This window comes from Chloroflexus aurantiacus J-10-fl, assembly GCF_000018865.1.
In the GTDB taxonomy this organism is placed as follows: domain Bacteria; phylum Chloroflexota; class Chloroflexia; order Chloroflexales; family Chloroflexaceae; genus Chloroflexus; species Chloroflexus aurantiacus.
Genome location: NC_010175.1, coordinates 2,310,639 through 2,329,834 on the forward strand (window position 1 = coordinate 2,310,639; position 19,196 = coordinate 2,329,834).

Annotated in this window: 14 protein-coding genes; 5 read left to right on the forward strand and 9 right to left on the reverse strand. The window is 55.4% G+C overall.

What is annotated here, in order from left to right; genetic code table 11:
* The first annotated feature begins 7 nt into the window (after window positions 1-7).
* The 5 genes from CAUR_RS08830 (at window position 8) to CAUR_RS08850 (ending at window position 4,851) form a co-directional block, all read left to right on the forward strand.
* Complete coding sequence (locus tag CAUR_RS08830) at window positions 8-877, forward strand: ABC transporter permease (protein ID WP_012257554.1); 870 nt, start codon at window positions 8-10, stop codon at window positions 875-877.
* Window positions 874-1,740, forward strand: coding sequence for an ABC transporter permease (locus tag CAUR_RS08835; protein WP_012257555.1), 867 nt, complete (start codon window positions 874-876; stop codon window positions 1,738-1,740). The genes CAUR_RS08830 and CAUR_RS08835 overlap by 4 nt, the downstream gene beginning before the upstream one ends.
* A gap of 32 nt (window positions 1,741-1,772) precedes the next feature.
* Entirely contained in the window at window positions 1,773-2,924 is a 1,152-nt protein-coding gene (locus CAUR_RS08840; protein ID WP_012257556.1) for a polyamine ABC transporter substrate-binding protein, read from the forward strand.
* Between the two features lie 289 nt (window positions 2,925-3,213).
* On the forward strand, window positions 3,214-3,891 hold the full coding sequence (locus CAUR_RS08845) for a 4-vinyl reductase (RefSeq protein ID WP_012257557.1): 678 nt from the start codon (window positions 3,214-3,216) through the stop codon (window positions 3,889-3,891).
* Between the two features lie 18 nt (window positions 3,892-3,909).
* On the forward strand, window positions 3,910-4,851 hold the full coding sequence (locus CAUR_RS08850; protein WP_012257558.1) for a pentapeptide repeat-containing protein: 942 nt from the start codon (window positions 3,910-3,912) through the stop codon (window positions 4,849-4,851).
* A 124-nt stretch (window positions 4,852-4,975) separates the two neighbouring features.
* On the opposite strand, the gene CAUR_RS21195 is transcribed toward CAUR_RS08850, so the two are convergent.
* From CAUR_RS21195 to CAUR_RS08890, 9 genes are all read right to left on the reverse strand, one after another.
* Window positions 4,976-5,455, reverse strand: a complete 480-nt coding sequence (locus CAUR_RS21195; protein WP_207301202.1) for a BsuBI/PstI family type II restriction endonuclease — start codon at window positions 5,453-5,455, stop codon at window positions 4,976-4,978.
* A 48-nt stretch (window positions 5,456-5,503) separates the two neighbouring features.
* Window positions 5,504-7,483, reverse strand: coding sequence for an Eco57I restriction-modification methylase domain-containing protein (locus CAUR_RS08855; RefSeq protein WP_052303783.1), 1,980 nt, complete (start codon window positions 7,481-7,483; stop codon window positions 5,504-5,506).
* Window positions 7,484-7,536: 53 nt separating this feature from the next.
* Complete coding sequence (gene uvrA, locus CAUR_RS08860; RefSeq protein ID WP_012257559.1) at window positions 7,537-10,434, reverse strand: excinuclease ABC subunit UvrA; 2,898 nt, start codon at window positions 10,432-10,434, stop codon at window positions 7,537-7,539.
* 170 nt (window positions 10,435-10,604) lie between these two features.
* Entirely contained in the window at window positions 10,605-12,143 is a 1,539-nt protein-coding gene (locus CAUR_RS08865) for a putative hemolysin (protein WP_012257560.1), read from the reverse strand.
* Window positions 12,144-12,202: 59 nt separating this feature from the next.
* Window positions 12,203-12,781 carry a peroxidase-related enzyme gene (locus CAUR_RS08870; protein WP_012257561.1) on the reverse strand — a complete coding sequence of 193 codons (579 nt, stop codon included), beginning with the start codon at window positions 12,779-12,781 and terminating at the stop codon, window positions 12,203-12,205.
* Window positions 12,782-13,818: 1,037 nt separating this feature from the next.
* A complete protein-coding gene (locus CAUR_RS08875; RefSeq protein ID WP_012257562.1) occupies window positions 13,819-15,153 on the reverse strand; it encodes a dihydrolipoamide acetyltransferase family protein in 1,335 nt (444 codons plus the stop codon).
* A 73-nt stretch (window positions 15,154-15,226) separates the two neighbouring features.
* Window positions 15,227-16,210 (reverse strand): alpha-ketoacid dehydrogenase subunit beta, encoded by a 984-nt coding sequence (locus CAUR_RS08880; RefSeq protein WP_012257563.1) that lies wholly within the window; start codon window positions 16,208-16,210, stop codon window positions 15,227-15,229.
* 18 nt (window positions 16,211-16,228) lie between these two features.
* Entirely contained in the window at window positions 16,229-17,257 is a 1,029-nt protein-coding gene (locus tag CAUR_RS08885; protein WP_012257564.1) for a thiamine pyrophosphate-dependent dehydrogenase E1 component subunit alpha, read from the reverse strand.
* A 793-nt stretch (window positions 17,258-18,050) separates the two neighbouring features.
* Window positions 18,051-19,121 carry a tetratricopeptide repeat protein gene (locus CAUR_RS08890; RefSeq protein ID WP_012257565.1) on the reverse strand — a complete coding sequence of 357 codons (1,071 nt, stop codon included), beginning with the start codon at window positions 19,119-19,121 and terminating at the stop codon, window positions 18,051-18,053.
* Window positions 19,122-19,196: the final 75 nt, after the last annotated feature.

Here is a 19,196-nt window from a genome sequence, read left to right on the forward strand (position 1 = left end):
GGGCGCGATGACCATGCTTCAACAGCAACAACAGCGTCGCGACCGTGTCCGGCTCTTGTTGCTGCTCTCTCCTGGTCTGCTCTGGCTCTTACTCTTCTTTGCGTTGCCGTTGGTCATTATTCTTGTCTACAGCTTTATGACCAACGATGCATTGGGACGGGTTGTCTATCAACCAACGCTCGATAACTACATTACGATCTTCACGCAGAGCCTGTACGTTAACGCCTACTGGCGCTCGATCTGGACCAGTGTCCTGACGACGGTGATTTGCCTGTTGATCGGCTATCCGCTGGCGCTCTTCATTGCCCGCAGTCCGCAACAATGGCGTATGCCGCTGCTGATGCTGATTCTGATTCCATTTTGGACCAACTTTCTGGTGCGTATCTATGCCTGGCAGATCATTCTGGCCAACAATGGGATTATCAACGGTTTCCTTGAAATCATCGGGGTCGGTCGGCTCCCTTTGCTCAACAACGAAGGCGCTACACTCCTTGGCCTGGTCTACGGTGAATTACCGTTTATGGTGTTGCCACTCTATGCCGCACTTGATCGTTTCGATTTCACGCTGATGGAAGCCGCTGCCGATCTTGGCGCAAACAAGGTACAGGCTTTTCTGCGCGTGATGCTGCCAATGACGATGCCAGGGATCGTGGCCGGATCGGTGCTGGTCTTCATTCCAACCCTCGGTCAGTTCGTTGTCTCTGAACTCCTCGGCGGGGCAAAGGTTGACTACCTGGGTAATCTGATTCAGCGGCTCTTCCTGCGGGCAAATCCGATTAACTGGCCACTCGGCTCAGCAATGGCTGTGCTGATGATGATCGTGCTGCTGGTGCTGATTATGATGTACTTCCGCGCAACAACGGAGGAAGAGCGATGATCAAGACAGCACCCGCTTCAACCACGCTGACCCGCGCCCGTGGTGCGTTTGCTGAGGGGCGCCTGACGTGGAGCGGTGTGGGATTGACGATCTTCTCAATCCTGGTCTATCTGTTCCTGTATGCGCCGATTGTCATTCTGGTCATCTTTTCCTTTACCCGCGATGAGTTTGGTGTGCGTTGGACAGGCTTTACACTTGACTGGTATATCCGCCTGTTCAACAATCCACGTATGATGGGGGCCGCCTGGAATACGTTAGTCGTGGCCAGTGTGTCAACGGTTGTGTCAACGATCATCGGTACCTTGCTGGCGATGGCGATGGAGCGCTATCGGTTTCAGGGGCGGGGAGCGATGGAAGGGTTGATTTATCTCCCGATTGTGGTGCCCGAAATCGTGATGGCGGTCGCTCTGCTGGCGTTCTCGGCAATTGCCTTTGACCTGATCAAAATGGTGACCGGTGAGACGCTGCGGCGTAATCTCACCACGGTGACGATTGGCCACATCGCCTTCAGCATCTCGTTTGTCGTGGTTGTTGTGCGTACCAGCCTCAAAAATTTCGACCGTCGGCTCGAAGAAGCAGCAGCCGATTTAGGGGCCGACAACTGGAACATTTTCTGGCGCATTACCTTTCCGCTGATCTTGCCCGGTATCGTGGGTGGTGCTTTGCTGGCCTTTACCCTCTCGCTCGACGACTTCATCATTTCGCTGTTCCTCTCCGGGCCGGGAACTTCCCTCCTACCGGTGGAAGTGTATAACCGTGTGCGACGAGCAGTGACGCCAGAAATTAACGCTATTTCTACCCTGATGCTGCTGTTGTCGATGGTGCTGGTCGCACTGTCGCAACTTTTGCAGCGACGACGATAGGTCTGGATACACAGTAGTGAGGGAGGTTGAGAATGCAGATGCTTCGATTGCTGGTGCTGGTGCTGCTTCTGATACTAACGGCGTGTGGTGGCGGTGGTGCAACCACCAGTCCCGGTAACGAATACGGTACCGGCAGCGGTGATACAACGCAGACAACCGGTGATGGTGTTGATCGCAGCAGATTGTCAGATACGCTCTACTTCTACAACTGGTCAGATTATATCGATCCGGCGATCCTCGACCAGTTCAAGGCCGAGTATGGCGTTGAAGTCGTGGTTGACACCTACGACAGCAACGAAGACATGCTGGCAAAGGTGCGGGCCGGTAATTCGGGGTACGATATTGTCGTTCCCTCGGATTATGCGGTGCAGATCATGGTGGCAGAGGGATTAGCTGCACCGATAGACAAGTCCTTGCTCACTAATCTGGTGCATATCGATCCCAACCTGCTAGATCAGTACTTCGACAAAGGAAATGCCTATTCGGTGCCGTACATGTATGGCATTACCGGCATTGCCTACAACACGAAATTCTTCCCGAACGGCATCGATAGCTGGGCTGCGATCTTTGAACCCGATCAGATTGCTCAGTTTGCCGGCAAGTTTAGCATGCTCGATGATGCGCGTGAGACTCCGGGGGCGGCGCTACGCTATATCGGTCAGTCACTCAATTCCACCGATCCGGCGGCATTAGAGCGGGTTAAGGAGATTCTTCTGACCCAGAAGCAATACCTGGCAGCCTATAACAGTTCTGACGTGAACCGCAAACTTGCCAGCGAGGAATACGTTATGGCCCATGCCTGGAGCGGAACGGCTATGCAGGCGCGCAATGGGTTGGGTGACGAGTTCAGCGGTAATCCGAACATCGCCTTTGTGATCCCCAAAGAGGGTGGCATGATCTGGATGGACAATCTCGTTATCCTCAAGGACTCACCCAATGCCTATACGGCCCACGTCTTCATCAATTTTCTCATGCGACCGGAAATCTCCGCTCAAAATACCGAGTATGTCGGCTATCTGACCCCCAATAAAGATGCGCTGCCACTCATTTCCGCCGAGGTGCGTGAATTGTACGCACAAGGCTTTGCCCCCGATGACGCGATGTATCAGCGCCTTGAGTGGGCAGTGCGTAATGAGGGCACGACTGCCTTCGATGATCTGTGGACTGAGATCAAGGGTGAGTAGGCAGTACGAACATGTCTGATTGCAGGAGAGGAGTATGCACTGGCATGCTCCTCTCTGATTCTTCAGGGCTTTGTCTGTGCTTCAGGCCCCTGGTTCACATCCATGCAGGCGATGGCGCGGGGGATGTCGTTTACACCTCTCCGATCAGTGTTCTCTGTGAGAAATAAACCTGCTCTCCCGGTTCCACTTTTTTCATCACACACGTTTATTACAACGACGGTAACATGTACGGTCGGTCTGTGGTATCCTACACCTATTCGCAGATCACAGGCGTGTAGAGGAGGAAGGCATGGAGATCCGCGACCGCTCCGACCACGATCCGGTTGCCGATTTGCTATTGGTTGATGCGTATATGCGTTGGGCATTACTGGCAGCCGAAGAGGTGATCGGGCGCAACGGTCTGGCCGTCGTGCTACGACAAGCCGGCTTAAGCCATCTGATCGGCAATTATCCGCCGGAACAACTGAAAGCCACGACCGGTCTGACATTTTATCACTATGCGTCACTCAATGCCGGCCTGATCAATTTTTTTGGTCGTTCGGCGCGTAGTATGGCGTTGCGGATCGGGCGGCAGACCGCGCGTCTGGCCATCGCAAACCAGAGTGCCTTATTTGGGACGGCTGCGCTGATTGCGTCAAAGGTCTTGCCCTTTGCTACTCAGGTGAAACTGGGGCTGTCGGCAATGCAGGCCGGTTTACGTCGCCTGAGTCAAGCCGTGAATCAAGATCGCCGGCTGGCGTTGGAGGATAGGGGGGAAGCCTGGGCCTATATTGACTACACCTGCTCGATGTCGGCTGGGAAGCAGGCCGATGAACCTATCGGTTATATCCAGTGTGGTGTATTACAAGAGGCTCTACACTGGCAAACCGGTCGTGAATTTGCCGTAGAACAGATTGCCTGTCGTTCAATGGGGGCGCCGGCGTCGATCTGGCTGGTCTCGAAGACGCCGACGCTGCCGTACAACTGATGTGTAAAGGAGGGCCGTATGGCCGACCTGACTCCTGAACAGATTTTTGACCTCCTCAACCGACCTGGCCCGTTGTGGCTGGTGGGGGCGAATTTGAGTGGTGCGAACCTGAGTGCTGCTAATCTGAGCAATGCCAACTTAAGCGAAGCCCAATTGAGCCGTACCCGCCTCACCGATGCCAACCTGTACCGGGCCGATCTGAGTGTGTGTGAGTTGGGTGGTGCCAATCTGAGCTGGGCCAATCTGCGTGAAGCGCGATTGAATTGGGCACAACTGGTGCGTGCCGATTTGAGTGATGCTGATTTGCGTAAGGCCGATCTGAGCTGGGCTAACCTGGAATTTGCGTCGCTGGTTGGCGCCAATCTGCGCGGCGCTAATTTAAGTGCTGCCGACTTCAGTGGGGCCAATCTGTACGGGGCAAACCTCAGCCTGTGCAATCTCAGTGGTGCCGATCTGCGCGATACGGTGATGATCGGGGCAAATCTGAGCGAAGCACAACTGCGCGAGGCGCAACTGGTGAATTTGAGTGGCGCAAATCTGAGTGGTGCTATCCTGATTCGGGTGAGCCTCAATGGCGTCAACGGCAACGGGGCCAATCTGGCGAATGCCAATTTGATGCACGCCAATCTGCGTGAGGCGACCTTCGATGAGGCAAATTTTATCGGTGCCAATCTCAGCGAAGCCAATTTAGGCGAAGCCAGTTTGTGTAATGCCGATTTCAGCGAGGCGAACCTTAGCGGTATTTACCTCAGCGGCGCTAATCTCCGCGGGGCGATCTTCACGCGGGCCAATCTGTCTCGTGCGAACCTGAGTGGGGCCAACCTGCGTGGTGCGAACCTGCGTGGCGCGAACCTGCGTGAAGCGAGTCTGGCCGACGCCGATTTGACCGAGGCCGATCTGACTGATGCCGATCTGACCGATTGTGATCTGACCGGTGCGAAGGGGGTGGCGGGATTGTAGTCAGAGAATCGTTGCAAGAGTTACCAATTTGCTATGCCATGGGCTATCAAACCTCGCGAGCCAATCATATGCCGGACATAGAGTACGGATGACTGTGCTCGCGGGTTTGCTTTTTCTAACTATGCTACTCGTATGGACCCAGAAAGCGTTCCCCATTAAAATGAACAATATGACCTGGAGACTCTGCTATCCAGACTTCCGTTGCCCAGGCGATTTCTTGAAGATACTTTTTCATTACTTTTCGTGTAGGAAATGCTGTTACAAACACTAAAGGAGATTTACTAGCTCTAAACAGATCTTTGAGTTCGTTATGGCGTTTCATATTGATCGGGCCATGACTGGTCACTGCTTCGATGAGAACAAGCCAGTTTTGATCTGGTACATGGATAATCACATCTGGCATCTTGCTGTGCTCATTCACATGAACACCCAATTGTTCAAAATATGTTCGCTCAAATAGCTTGAACTTGTCACCGGCGTCGCCCACGTATATGACAACTCCCCCCGGTGTAAAACGCGGACAGAAATCCTCGATAATCTGCTTAATGAGCGTATTTTGTCCTCCTGCGGTTATGTTGATTTCGCTACCATCCGGCAATCGCACAGGGATTAATGCCTGAGACCGTTCCCTTTCGCGCAGGCGTTGCAGTCCCTAAGCAGTCGCCAGATAGTTTCTCAGCTTGTTTTCCCATGCATCTGTACCAAATGACTTGATTAATGCCAGAAGGTTGGATTCCATCTGATAACGTGTCTTGGGGCTGTTGATAGGTCTATCCGGGTCGTCTGGATTAGGAATGACGAGATTCATCTGCACAAACTGATGAATGGTCTGGCGACGCACAGTTTCGCGCGTGTTTGGTGCATACGTGATACCAAATTGATCTCGGAAGTAATTCATCATTTCTGTTATGCCATACAAAGGAGCAGATGCATCTGCCCAATCGCTGTCTGGTCTGACGTTTGCGAGTGCAAGCAATGTGAGAGCAGAGCGTTGATTGATCAGGACCCTGGGCACCTGAAGTGCACGAAGAATTTCCATCGCCTCTTCAATCTTTTTTCTGGCCTGCAAATCATTACTCGTTGTGGCCATGCCCAGCCTTTCTATCACGAGATCATCCAGTTGTTGTTGCGGTGGGAATGTCTCACCAATACTTTCACCTATTGCAATCAATTGATCTTTTGTTGGATACCTGAAGTTGCGTAAATCTGTGGCATTGACCTGAGTATGTCCACTGAACTGTCTGAAATATTCATCTGCGATTGTAGAATTGAGGAAAGCTGCAATCCCTTTCGCCAGAGCCGGCAATAAGCCATGACCATCTTGATGATAGTAATTCAAGTGATTTTCAAATCCCGTAAGGTCTGCATCAATTCTGTCAGGGTTATATACTGCTGCAACTAATCTACGCTTTTCTTCTTTTGCAGAAAAGCGCTTAACCAGAACATACCAGCCACGTGGAAGTAACAGACTCGCTGTGGCGGGGTGGATTTTGATAGCATTTGGTTTCTTTCCAGGTTTACCGGGCCATGTGATGTATCCTTCCAAAAAATTGTTTGGATAAATAAGGGGAGCCTTTTCTTCCCCATTTCCTTCACAGAGAAATTCCTTAACGCGAAAATCAACCACTCTCCCGGTTGAAATCTGAATACCTAACTCGCTGAGCGATGTTGAAAGCCGCTCTACATGCTGTCCTATGTGTTGATGCAATGTGTCAGGCACAATCCGAATAAATAGTGCTGGATCATCCGGTTTCACAACCTGATCGAAAGTGACTTCTCGTATAGACATCCATGCATCATCAGGCCCCTCGCTGGCAGAGATGGCAATCTTGTTGCGCTGTTGGGATTTTACTGCGTGTACGATGATGTTCTCTTGAAGGACATCTTCTTCGTGGAAAGCTCTATCACGATGCTCAAAAACGTGAATTCTTTGAATAGACATTGTAGATAAGAAGGCTTTTCTGAACGGAAGAAAATAAGGCCCATTGCAGAAACTTCGCGGGGTTATGGCTGCAATTTGTCCGTTAGGCTCAAGTAGTTCGAGGGCAATCCAGAAAAAAGCGGTATATAGATTGCTGGTTTCTATGCCGGCTTTTTGTAGTAGTCGGCGAGTGCGTGATTTTCCGTGAATTTTCTTATATGGAGGGTTCATGATAATAGTGTTAAAAGATTTGCAAAGTGGAGCAAAAAGGGTTTTATTGCTCATGAGCATGTCAATGCCTGCCTCAATAAAGTCTTCTGGGATAATCTCATAATCAAAATCAATATCCTTTTGCCGACATATCTGGCAACAATGCTCCAGTGTCGATTGCAAATATTCTCGTAAGACTGGATCAATTTCGTAGGCAGTAATCTTGATCCGGGCAGGTGGTGTTTGCCACGTGCAGGCTGCAGCAACCAGGGCCGCTGATAAAGAGCCGACACCTGCACCGGGATCGAGGACATGTAAGGTGTCAGGTCTGTGCGTGAAAAGGCCAGCCATGAATTGCGCGATACCTTGAGGGGTAAAAAACTGTCCCTTCTCGGCGCGATTGGCTTCGAGCTGCTGACTGGCTTTCAGGCGCAGTAATTCGACCCTTTCAAGCAAGTGTTCGTGTTGAATAGGGTTTATAATCAATGTGTCCGTTGTCATCTTGATGGTATTCCTGCGCACCGATCAAGGGATGTGTGGCATTCACCAGACAATTATTCAACCACCGTTGCCAGATCAAGAATGTCGCGTAGAAATCGTCCGGTATGCGACGTGGGATGGCGGGCAACCTCTTCCGGGGTGCCCAGAGCGACCACTTCACCGCCGCCGTCGCCCCCTTCCGGCCCCATATCGATGACATAATCCGCCGTCTTGATCACGTCGAGGTTGTGCTCGATCACGACAACCGTGTTGCCGGCATCAACCAGACGGTGCAACACCCGCAGCAGGTTTTGAATATCGGCAAAGTGTAAACCGGTGGTTGGTTCATCGAGAATGTAGATGGTGCGACCGGTTGCCACGCGCGCCAGTTCCTTCGCCAGTTTGACGCGCTGGGCTTCACCGCCAGAGAGGGTGGTCGCCGGTTGACCGAGTTTGATGTAGTCGAGGCCAACATCGTGCAGGGTTTGCAGAATCCGGCGTACCCGTGGCACGTTGGCGAAAAACTCCAGCGCCGTTTGCACATCCATATCGAGCACGTCGGCGATGGTCTTGCCTTTGTACTTCACCTGCAACGTCTCGCGGTTGTAGCGTTTGCCCTTGCACTCGGCGCAGCGTACCCAGACATCGGCCAGGAATTGCATGTCAATCTTGATTTCACCGTTCCCCTCACAGGCTTCACAGCGTCCACCTTTGAGGTTGAAGCTAAAGCGGCCTGGCCCGTAACCGCGCAGTTTGGCTTCGGGCGTTTCGGCAAATAGCTCGCGCAAGAGATCGAACAGCTTCACATAGGTCGCCGGATTTGAACGCGGTGTGCGCCCAATCGGCTGCTGGTCGATGTTGATGACCTTGTCGAGCTGCTCAAGTCCGTACAGGTTGCGGAAGGGGCCGGGTTTGAGCTGGGCACGGTTGAGGCGATTAGCCAGGGCCGGGTAAAGTGTTTCGGTAATGAGGGATGATTTGCCCGAACCGGAGACACCGGTAACGGCGATGAAGCAGCCAAGTGGGAAACTGACGGTGACATCGCGCAGGTTGTTGAGCGTTGCTCCTTCCAGCGTCAACCATCCCTTCGTCGCCGAACGACGGCTGGTTGGGATGTGTATCGTCAGTCGACCGGAGAGGTACTGCCCGGTGAGCGAGGTTGGATGTTGGGCAACCTGATCCGGGGTACCGGCAGTAACGATCTGCCCGCCCTTCACACCGGCTCCGGGGCCAAAGTCAATGATCCAGTCGGCGGCCTGCATCGTTTCCAGGTCGTGTTCGACGACGATCAGGGTGTTACCCAGATCACGTAAGCGCAACAGTGAGTCGAGGAGTTTGCGATTATCGCGTTGATGCAAACCGATACTCGGCTCATCGAGAATATACATCACGCCAACCAGCCCGGAACCGATCTGTGAGGCCAGCCGAATCCGTTGCGCTTCCCCGCCGGAGAGAGTTGGCGCGGCCCGGTCGAGGGTCAGGTAGTGCAGACCAACGTTGTGCAGGAAGCCGAGTCGTTCGCGAATCTCTTTCAGCACATCACCGACGATTGCCTGCTCGGTCTCGTTGAGGTGATGGGGTAACTCACGCGCCCAATCGAGGGCTTGCGCGATATTCATCCGGGTCACATCGCGAATCGTGCGGCCAACCACGCGCACGGCCAGACTTTCCGGGCGGAGCCGGGCACCCTGACAATCCGGGCAGGGCTGCTCGCTCATATACTGCGTGTAATATTCGCGCATGGTGTCTGAGCCGCTCTGCATGTAGCGACGCCGGATTTCGCTCGCCAGCCCTTCCCAGGTGCGATAATACTCGCCGCGGGAACCATGCTCATTCGTCCACGAAAACCGGATGCGTTCCTGACCACTCCCGTAGATGATGGCATCGCGTTGACGCTGGGTCAGCGTATGCCATGGCGCGTCGAGATCGATCCGGTAGTGGGCGGCAATCGCCTGTAACGCCTTATACGCCCAGGTGTCCTGCTTCTTGCGCATTTCGCCCCAATAAGTGACTGCACCATCGTGGATCGAGAGCGCGTCGTTGGGCACCAGCAGCGCCGGATCGACCTCCAGCCGTGCGCCCAGGCCACTACAGGTCGGGCAGGCGCCTTGAGGCGAGTTGAATGAAAACATCTGCGGGGTCAGTTCCGGGAAGGAGATACCACACGACGGACAGGTATTGCTTTCGCTCATCATCCACTCGCGGGGTTGAGCAGGATCGGCAGGCTCGTCGGCCAGGCTGATGATGACTTTTCCTTCGCCTACCCGCAATGCGGTTTCGATGCTGTCGGTCAGGCGGGTGATAAAACCTTCCCGATCACCATTATCACTTGCCGCCGGCAGGGCCAGACGGTCAATGACAACCTCTATCGAGTGTTTGACTTTCTTGTTGAGCTTGATCTCTTCGTCGAGCGAGCGGATTTCACCGTCTACCCGCACCCGCACAAAACCTTCCGCCTTCGCTTCGGCGAAAATGTCTTTGTACTCACCTTTGCGTTGCGAGACAACGGGGGCCAGCACCATAAAGCGGGTGCCCGGTGGGAGTAAGAGCACCCGATCAACCATCTGTTGAGCCGATTGCGCAGCGACGGGTTGACCACAACGATGACAGTACTGATGACCAATGCGGGCGAAGAGCAGACGCAGGTAATCGTAAATTTCGGTAACGGTGCCAACGGTTGAGCGCGGGTTCTTACTGGCGCTCTTCTGTTCGATAGCGATTGCCGGTGACAAGCCTTCGATCAGATCGACCTGCGGTTTTTCCATCTGACCGAGAAACTGGCGTGCGTAGGCCGATAAGCTCTCGACATAGCGTCGTTGACCTTCGGCGTAGAGCGTATCAAACGCCAGCGAGCTTTTTCCCGATCCACTGACACCCGTCAATACCACCAGCCGGTCACGCGGAATTTCAACATCAATCCCTTTGAGGTTGTGCTCGCGGGCACCCTTGATTACGATTGTCGTCCTGGCCACGACTGTCTCCGCTGTTATACAGACGAAACAAGAGCGTCGTCCCTGTACGACGACGCTGACCTATCTTTTAGTATACCACTCTTTGGTAGAACAAACGAACTATGAATCAGAGATTTTCGCAGGGTAATGACTCCAGCCTACGATGATTCCGCTGACTGATGTGATCGCCGCTACCGATTCTTCCACCAGGTTGCACTCTCTACAAACAACGGCGTATCGGGCTGCAACTGCGCAGCGCGGTCGAGATCAGTTGCAATCGCGGGATCAGTTGCATCAACCAAAAATCTGCCCCATGCCTGGACGAAGAAAACCTCTGCGCGATCCGGTTGGATTGCCAGTACTCGTTCAGTTGCCGAGATCAAATGCTCACCCAACGTAGTTTCCCAGCCCTCTGCTACCGTCCCCACGATGAGCGGCGATTTGGTACTGAAAATCTCAGCCGGTGCGGTTTGTCGCATCTGATCAACGACACCGTTATAATCGCCGTAAAACACGCGGTTCAGCAAGGGGAAGGCGCTGTTCACAATCGCCTCCAGATGAGCATCGTGCATCTTCTGGATCAGGCGCTGATTCCAGCGGAGTGATCCGCCGGTCGTGGGCGGATCGGCACTGCCGGCAGCGGCGACTGCTGCGTTGATCGCGGTTAAAGCCTCTGCCCACAAATCGGTCTGCGCAAATGTGACGGCCTGGCCGTTCTGTTCGGCATACGGCGCGGTTTGATATTGGGGCACCAGCTCGCTTATCGTGCGTTCAACCATCGAGCCGTTTTCCCAGGCGTAGACCTGATAAAAAGGATAGTAGACGCCACAGGCATAGCAGAAGATGTAGCGCTCCGACCGATCAAGAACCACCTCGGCAATTCCATCGCCATCCAGGTCTGCGATGGAACCCACCCCAGGACTCGATGCATAGGCGGCAAGCTCCAGGCGCAGGGTATCAGCGGCAAAACTGAACAGGTGATAACTACCGCTGTGCGCACCCAGCCCCCCTTCGACCTGCAACCAGATGCGATCTGGGCTAATCTTGACCTGGCGAACAGCCCCGATAAAGTCTGGTTCGAGAGAGGATCCGTCCTCTTCTGATACTGACACCAGGTTCTGCCGACTAAGAAGTTGCCAGTGCTCGTTGGTGTAGGCGTACACCGCAATAAAATGCGGTACTGGCGGATCGAGATCGAAGTTGCGCATGCCGGTGCTGTACACCGCCCACAATTGCCGCTCAGGGGTGGAAGGCAACGGTTGGGCGGCAAACGAATCAAACGCCTGTGGTGGTAGTTCGGCCTTCACCAGGGCAAACAGCTCGCGCACAACCGGATCGAGAGTCGTTGTATCGCTGACGGCATTTGAGTCGATTTGGTACTGCTGGCCCGGTGCGCATTCACCGCGTAGAAAGGCCCACTCTTCGCATACCGTTCCGTCATTGAACACACATAAGCCCAGTTGCGCACCATCAGCAGTGGTCTGTATCTCTACCTGCCCACCCTGTTCAATGCAGTATCTCGCCGCCGGGTTGGCAAGACCGATCATCGGCGCTACCGTTGGGCGTGGCGGTTCTGGTGTGGGTTGGCGATCTGGTGTAGCAGTGGCAGTGATTGGTTGAGCGGTTGGTGAGGATGTTGCTGCCGGTGCCCAGGTACAGCCGGCACTAAACATAAGAAAACTTATGATCAGGCCGAGCAGAGAATAACGAGAGATCGTTGCCGGGCGCATAATAATCCATCTCTACCGGGGTGTGGCCCGGAAAATGAAGATCAGAGAATATGGTTCCCTCACCGGCCCATCGTATAGAACTCGTCGTTAGGCCGCAGCGCACTCATATTGGCCAGTCGGTTACTCATTGCGAAGAACGCCGCTATCGCACCGATCTCCCAGATGTCGTCGAGGGTCAGGCCGTGCGCCATCAGCGGTTGCCAGTCCTCTTCGCTGATGCGGGCCGAATCCAGGGCCACTTTTAGCGCATAATCGAGAATGGCGCACTGACGGGGCGTAATCTCGGCGCGTCGATAGTTAGTTGCAACCTGCTCGGCCAGCCGCGGATTTTTACTGCGGATACGCAGAATGGCGCCGTGGGCAATCACACAGTACAGACAATCATTGGCCGCCGAGGTAGCGACGACTATCATCTCTTTCTCGGCCTTGCTCAGGTTTGAGGGGCGCTCCATCAGCGCATCGTGGTAAGCAAAAAAGGCGCGAAATTCGTCGGGGCGTTGCGCCAGAGCCAGGAAGACGTTAGGGATAAAACCGCTCTTTTCGGCTACCTTTTCAATACGTTCACGAATGTCAACCGGCAAGTCGTCGAGTCGCTCAGGATAGGGAAACCGACTAATTGGGCGCTCACTATGATCCATAGGTTTACTCCTTACGTGTCCGGGCAACAAGGGTATTATACTGCGCGAATGCCAATGCGTGCAGTACATGGTGATGATGATGTGGTGAGAAGAGATTGTAACAGGGTGGACATTCACCCACTACCAGTGCGCTCTGGGGTGTTACGGCGGGTGGGTATGTGGTAGAGCGATACTGGCGATGGTGAGTTCATGCTGCCCTGTCAGTAGGGGCACGTACCGGCCAGGGAAACCACTACCATCCGCACCTGGTCATGAGCACGGATGGTGTGGTCGTGTAGCTGTTGCACGCCACACGATGCGACACGGAATGTATTTTCACCGGCGCGTGATACCACTGCGTGTACGGAGGAACTGTTGTTCTCTGTACCGTATTCCACCGCCGTCCGAGGGGCAGTAGGGGTGGGTTCTGAACCGCCCCGCCCTCACCCCCGGTCCCTCTCCCGCGCACTAGCGCGGGAGAGGGGAGAGCAGCAGTCTGGATCGGGACATCCTGGTGAGATAGTCGCTGTGTCAGGTCATACTTTCTGTTCATCCCTGAACCCTCGCCGGGATGAGCGCACGGTGGTGTGCTGAGCATAGCCGGGCGAATGGTGGCGGGCTTTTCCGGTGAGGGTTGAGAAGAATTTATCTCATTAATTACTGACAGACTACATGACATGACGAATGCACACACATACCCGTGATCAGTCGGGTCAACAGCCTGACACGCGCCTGGCACGAAGCACGGCTGGTGCGGCAGCCATGCTGCCGCACTCCAAACGTCGCGACACGGGCAACCCAGTCGGCAAACTGTATTTTCACCGGCGCGTGATACCACTGCGTGTACAGCGAACCGTTGTTCTCTGTACCGTATTCCACCGCCGTCCGAGGGGCAGTAGGGGCGGGTTCTGAACCGCTCCTACCTGAACGTTCGTGTGCTGAGCATAGCTGAACGAATGGCGGCTAGCTTTTCCGGTGAGGGTTGCGTCGTGTATGGCGCAAGGAATGCGCTTGAACCGATTCTGAAGCGGTTCAAGCGCATTCGTTATGTGTGGGGCCTATCCTTCCCACTCTTCAAGGCGTTTTTTCACCGTTGCCAGGAACTGATCGGCGGTCGCGCCATCGGCAATCCGGTGATCGAAGGTGAATGAGAGGTAACAGAGCGGACGAATGGCGATTGCATCAAGCCCGTTTTGCGTGATCACGACCGGGCGTTTGACAATCGCGCCGACGCCGAGGATGCCGGCCTGGGGCTGGTTGATGATCGGGGTGGCGAAGAGGCTGCCGGTCACACCGTGATTGGTGATAGTGAAGGTACCACCCTGGGTCTCTTCCGGGCGCAATCGTTTGGTGCGAGCGCGCTCGGCGAGGTCGCTGACGGCACGGGCCAGACCGAGCAGATTCTTCTCGTCGGCATCAGGGATTACCGGCACCAGCAAGCCTTCCTGCAGCGCGACCGCTACGCCGATGTTGATCCGCCGATGCAGGATGATCCCCTGGTCGGTGAAACTGCCGTTGAACACCGGCACTGCCTGGAGGCCGGCAACTGCTGCCATCACAAAATAGGGGGTCATGGTCAGACGCACACCCTGGCGACTGAACGCTTCCTGGTGGGCGGCGCGATGGGCAATGACGCGACTCAGATCGACCTCCATCACCGTGGTCACGTGGGGTGAGGTGCGCACCGAACGTACCATATGTTCGGCAATACTGCGTCGCATCGGGGTGAGTGGCACCAATTCTGCATCCGCAGGAATATCGAAGGTTGCCGGTGCAGGGGCTGGTGCCGGGGTCGGTGCCGGGGTCGGTGCCGGGGTTGGACTTACCGGTGCGGGGGCTGGTGCCGGGGCCGGCGAGGGTGCGACAGGGGTGGGAGCGACCGGCGCCGCCACCGGCGCAGACGGTTGTTGTTGTCGTTCGGCCAGGAAGCGCAACACGTCCTGCTTGGTGATACGGCCACCCTGACCGGTACCGCGAATCTGGCCGGGATCGAGGTTGTGCTCGGACAGTAAGCGGGCAACCACCGGCGAAAGATAGGTGTTACGCCCATCTGCTACCGGTGGAGCTACGGTAGCCGTCACGGTGGTGGTAGCTGATGCCGTTGCGGCGACGGTGGTTGCGGCTGGTGCCGAAGCCGGTGTTGCAGGTACCGTTGCGCCTGCCGGGGCCAGGCGCGCGATGACCGTCCCGACCCGCACTGTCTCCCCCTCCGGTACCAGAATCTCGTGGAGTACGCCGGCTTCAGGAGCCGGCACTTCGGTGTCAACTTTGTCTGTCACCACTTCGAGCAGCGGTTCGTATTTAGCGACCGGATCGCCGGGCCGCTTGAGCCAGCGCCCAACTGTGCCCTCGGTGACACTCTCACCGAGCTGAGGCATTTTGATATCGATCATGAAGCTCACCTGCTACGTAACTCACGAAAGAATGTGTCCACTCTCCAATCAGTCGCAGGACTAATGACAGCCATCAGTAAGCGGCCAGCCGCCGCATTGCTGCTGCAATCGAGGCCGGAGAGGGCATAAACGCCGCTTCCAGCGAATGAGCAAAGGGCATCGCCGGCACATCAGGGCCACCGATACGCACAATTGGCCCATCGAGATACTCAAATGCGTGTTCGGCAATGATCGCTGCTACTTCACCACCAAAACCGCCAAACAGATTATCCTCGTGGACGATCAAGACCTTGCCGGTACGGCGGACACTGGCGAGGATCGTTTCGGTATCGAGTGGTCGCAGGGTGCGTAGATCGACAACCTCTACGCTCACCCCTTCTGCGGCCAGGGTTTGGGCTGCTTCGAGGCAGTAGTGCAGCATCAGTCCGTAGGCAAAGACTGACATGTCTTCACCGGGACGTTTGATGTCGGCGGGGCCAATCGGCACTCGATAATCTTCTTCGGGCACAAACCCCTTAATCAGCCGGTAGGTCTTCTTGTGTTCGAGGAAGAGGACTGGATTGGGGTCTTCAATCGCGCTCTTCAGCAACCCTTTTGCATCGTAAGGGGTAGCCGGGGTCACGACCTTCAGGCCGGGCACGTGGGCGAAGAAGGCTTCCACGCTTTGGCTATGGTAGAGTGCCCCGTGAATACCGCCGCCGTAAGGCACCCGAATGACCAGCGGTACTTCCCAGTCACCATTAGAGCGGTAGTGAATACGGGCCGCTTCCTGCACGATCTGATTAAAAGCTGGGGCAATAAAATCGGCAAACTGAATCTCGGCGATGGGCAATGTATCGTTCATTGCGGCGCCGATACAGGCGCCTACAATGACACTCTCGGCCAGCGGCGAGTCAATGACGCGCATGGGGCCATACTTGTCGTACAAACCTTCGGTGACACGGAAGACACCGCCGCGTTTGCCCACATCTTCACCGAAAATGAATACCCGTGAATCGGCAGCCATGGCTTCATCGAGGCCCTGGCGAATAGCTTCCAGCAAGTTCATCTCAGGCATATTTATCCTCCCCGCATATCAGCGACGCTGGCGCAACGGCGCGTAGACGTGGTCGTAGAGGGTTTCCGGTTCTGGCATCGGTGCTCGCTCGGCCTCTTCGGTGGCGCGATCAACGATTGCCTTCACCTCGGCACGCATCTCTTGTTCTTCGGCTTCACTCAAGATACCGTGCTCACGCAACTGGGCCACAAAGCGCACAATTGGGTCTTGATGACGAACAAGGGCAATCTCGTGCGGTGGGCGGTAGGTGCGGTCGTTGTCGTCACTGGAGTGGGCCGTCATGCGCACGACTCGTGCTTCGATCAGCGTAGGGCCATCACCACGGCGTGCCCGTTCAACTGCACGGCGAGTCACTTCATAGACGGCGAGGACATCGGTTCCATCAACGCTAATGCCGGGAATGCCGTAGGCCGCAGCCCGTTCGGCAACGCTGCCAATGGCCATTTGCTGGCGTTGATGAACACTGATCGCGTATTCATTATTTTCGCATTGGAAAATAACCGGCAGCCGGTGGACGGCTGCCAGATTGACTCCTTCGTGAAAATCACCCTGGCTGGTGGTGCCCTCACCGAAGGATACCCATACTACCGCGTCACCGCCTTTAATCTTTTCGGCCAGACCAATCCCTGCCGCGTGCGGTATCTGGGTGCCGACCGGCGAGGATTGGGTCACAATCTTCAGGCGCCGACAGCCGTAGTGGGCCGGCATCTGTCGTCCACCTGAACTGGGATCGGTGGCGCGGGCGAACAGACCGAGCATCACTTCCGTCGGTGTCATACCCATCACCAGGACGGTTGCCAGCCCGCGATAGTAGGGCAGAATGAAGTCTTTACCACGCATTAAGGCAAACGCGGCGCCAACCTGAGCCGCTTCGTGGCCCTGACAACTAATCACAAAGGGCGCTTTGCCGGCCCGATTGAGCACCCACATACGCTCGTCGAGCGCTCGCGCCAGCATCATATACCGCAGCATATCGCGTAGCGTGTGCGGTGGTAGATCGTGCCCAAATCCTGGATCGGTGCTAATTTCATTGATTGAGAGGGTCATCGGCGCTCCCTTTCTCTAAACGGATATCCTGAAAACGAAAGTCCCGCCACGGTTCGCCGTAGCAGGACGCACCAACGCAGGCGTATGCTGTCTCACGCTTACGTTCCGTCCCCATCGACGGCGAGCAAATCATCAGCTAATCATGAATAGTATAGCCGAAAAACAGGGTTGATGCGAATAGATGGTATTGGTCTTTTGTCATAGTATGGATTAACATAACGTCAGTTTAAGATGCGAGACGTTGTTTTCGCTCCGGGCATCGTTGCTACCGCGCTATCTCCGGCGTCAGGTAGTATCGGCGGTAGGGGTGCGTGATAGCAGCCTGGAAGTTATCTCATTCATTACTGACAGACGACAAGATCGTGACGATCACACACAGCATCCCCGTACCAGCGGTGAACGGCGTGACACGCGCCCGGCACGAATTATGGCAGGGGCAGCAGCCACACTGCCGCACTCCAAATGAGGCGACACGCCCATGGCAAGCGTGCAACGCAACCAGTCCAGCGCGTGATGGCACTGGAGATGGTTGTTAGCACTCCTCGCTGCTATGCCGGTGGAGATACTGTCGTTGCTGATTGGCAAGCATTCACGAGCCTGTGCGACAGTCGGGGAGCACGACGGCACAGCTTGAGATAGTTCTACACCACGCCGACGTTATGGGCTAACGAGAGTCCTATCGAGCCATCCTGCCGATTTGGGAAAGCCAACAGCATTGCTTTCGCCTAACCGGTGGTACAGATCGTGCAGGCATCGACCCGACCACGCGCCATATGTGGCGTTGGGGATTTGCCTACCGAATGGTGTACGCGCTTATCAAACTCTCTTCGCCTAAGAGTTGAAGCTGGGCCTGGAACCCGACCTGTGCTCGTTCGATAAACGCTCGTGCCTCTTGAAAACGCAGGGCAGCGCGATTGGCATGAGCGACATCATACGTGCTGTAAAACTCCAGAATCGCATCCAGCCCGGCCAGTTCCAGCTCAAGGCCACGGCGGTAGTCTTCGTGGGCCGGCAGCAGGACACCCGGTACACGTAGCTCTCCCAAATTGGCCAACGCCTGCGCAACCGTTGATCGCAACCGTTGCGTGGCTGCAACGTGGTTAACTGAGGCGCCGCCGGGCTGGCTGGTCTCTTGACGATACGTCATCGTCGCTGTGCGGAGATCGGCACGTATCGCCTCAACTGCACTGAGGTAAGAGACGGTCAGACTCTCAACCACTGCCAGTGGCTCTGCTTCGAGTGCCGGGATAGGCGTAGGGGTAGCAACAGCTACAACTGATGGTGACTCCACAGTAAAAGCCGACGCTTGTTCGGCAGCCAGCGCTGCCAGCGCTTGCTCGCGGGCAATACTCACACTTTGATGCAGGAAGACTGCTACTGACAGCAACACAATCGGCAAAATCCAGAGCACGAGCCGCACCCGTGATGTTTCGCGATGTTGCCAGCGCCAGTGCAACCACCAGTCGCGGTGTGCCGTATCTTTCGCCGGCGATGTTGCCGGCGTAGCAGGCGTTTCAGTCGTTGTTTCCGGTGCAGCCGCCGGTACACTCAGATCGGCTATCGGACGTGCGTTTACCGTTCCTTGTCGTTCGAGGTAGGCCAGGCCACGGCGGGCGTGAGGGTTTTGTGGATTGATACGCAACACGGCCTGTAAGCAAAACGCACGTTGGGCCGGATCATCAACGACACCGCTCAGCCACAGCCATGCCCGTTCGTCGCGCGGATCGAGCTTCAAAGCACGTGCCAGCAATCCCGCCGCAACACGGCGCTGACCACCGCGTGCGGCGGCGATCCCGCGTTCGACTAATTCACGCGCTTCAGCCGGATTGGCTCGAACACCAGATTCATTGACAGTGGTTGTCATTGCGATCTCGTTATGTAGCGCTGCCCGCCATGATATGTTATGGGTTACTGTAACATATCGGTTATCGTGGGCAAC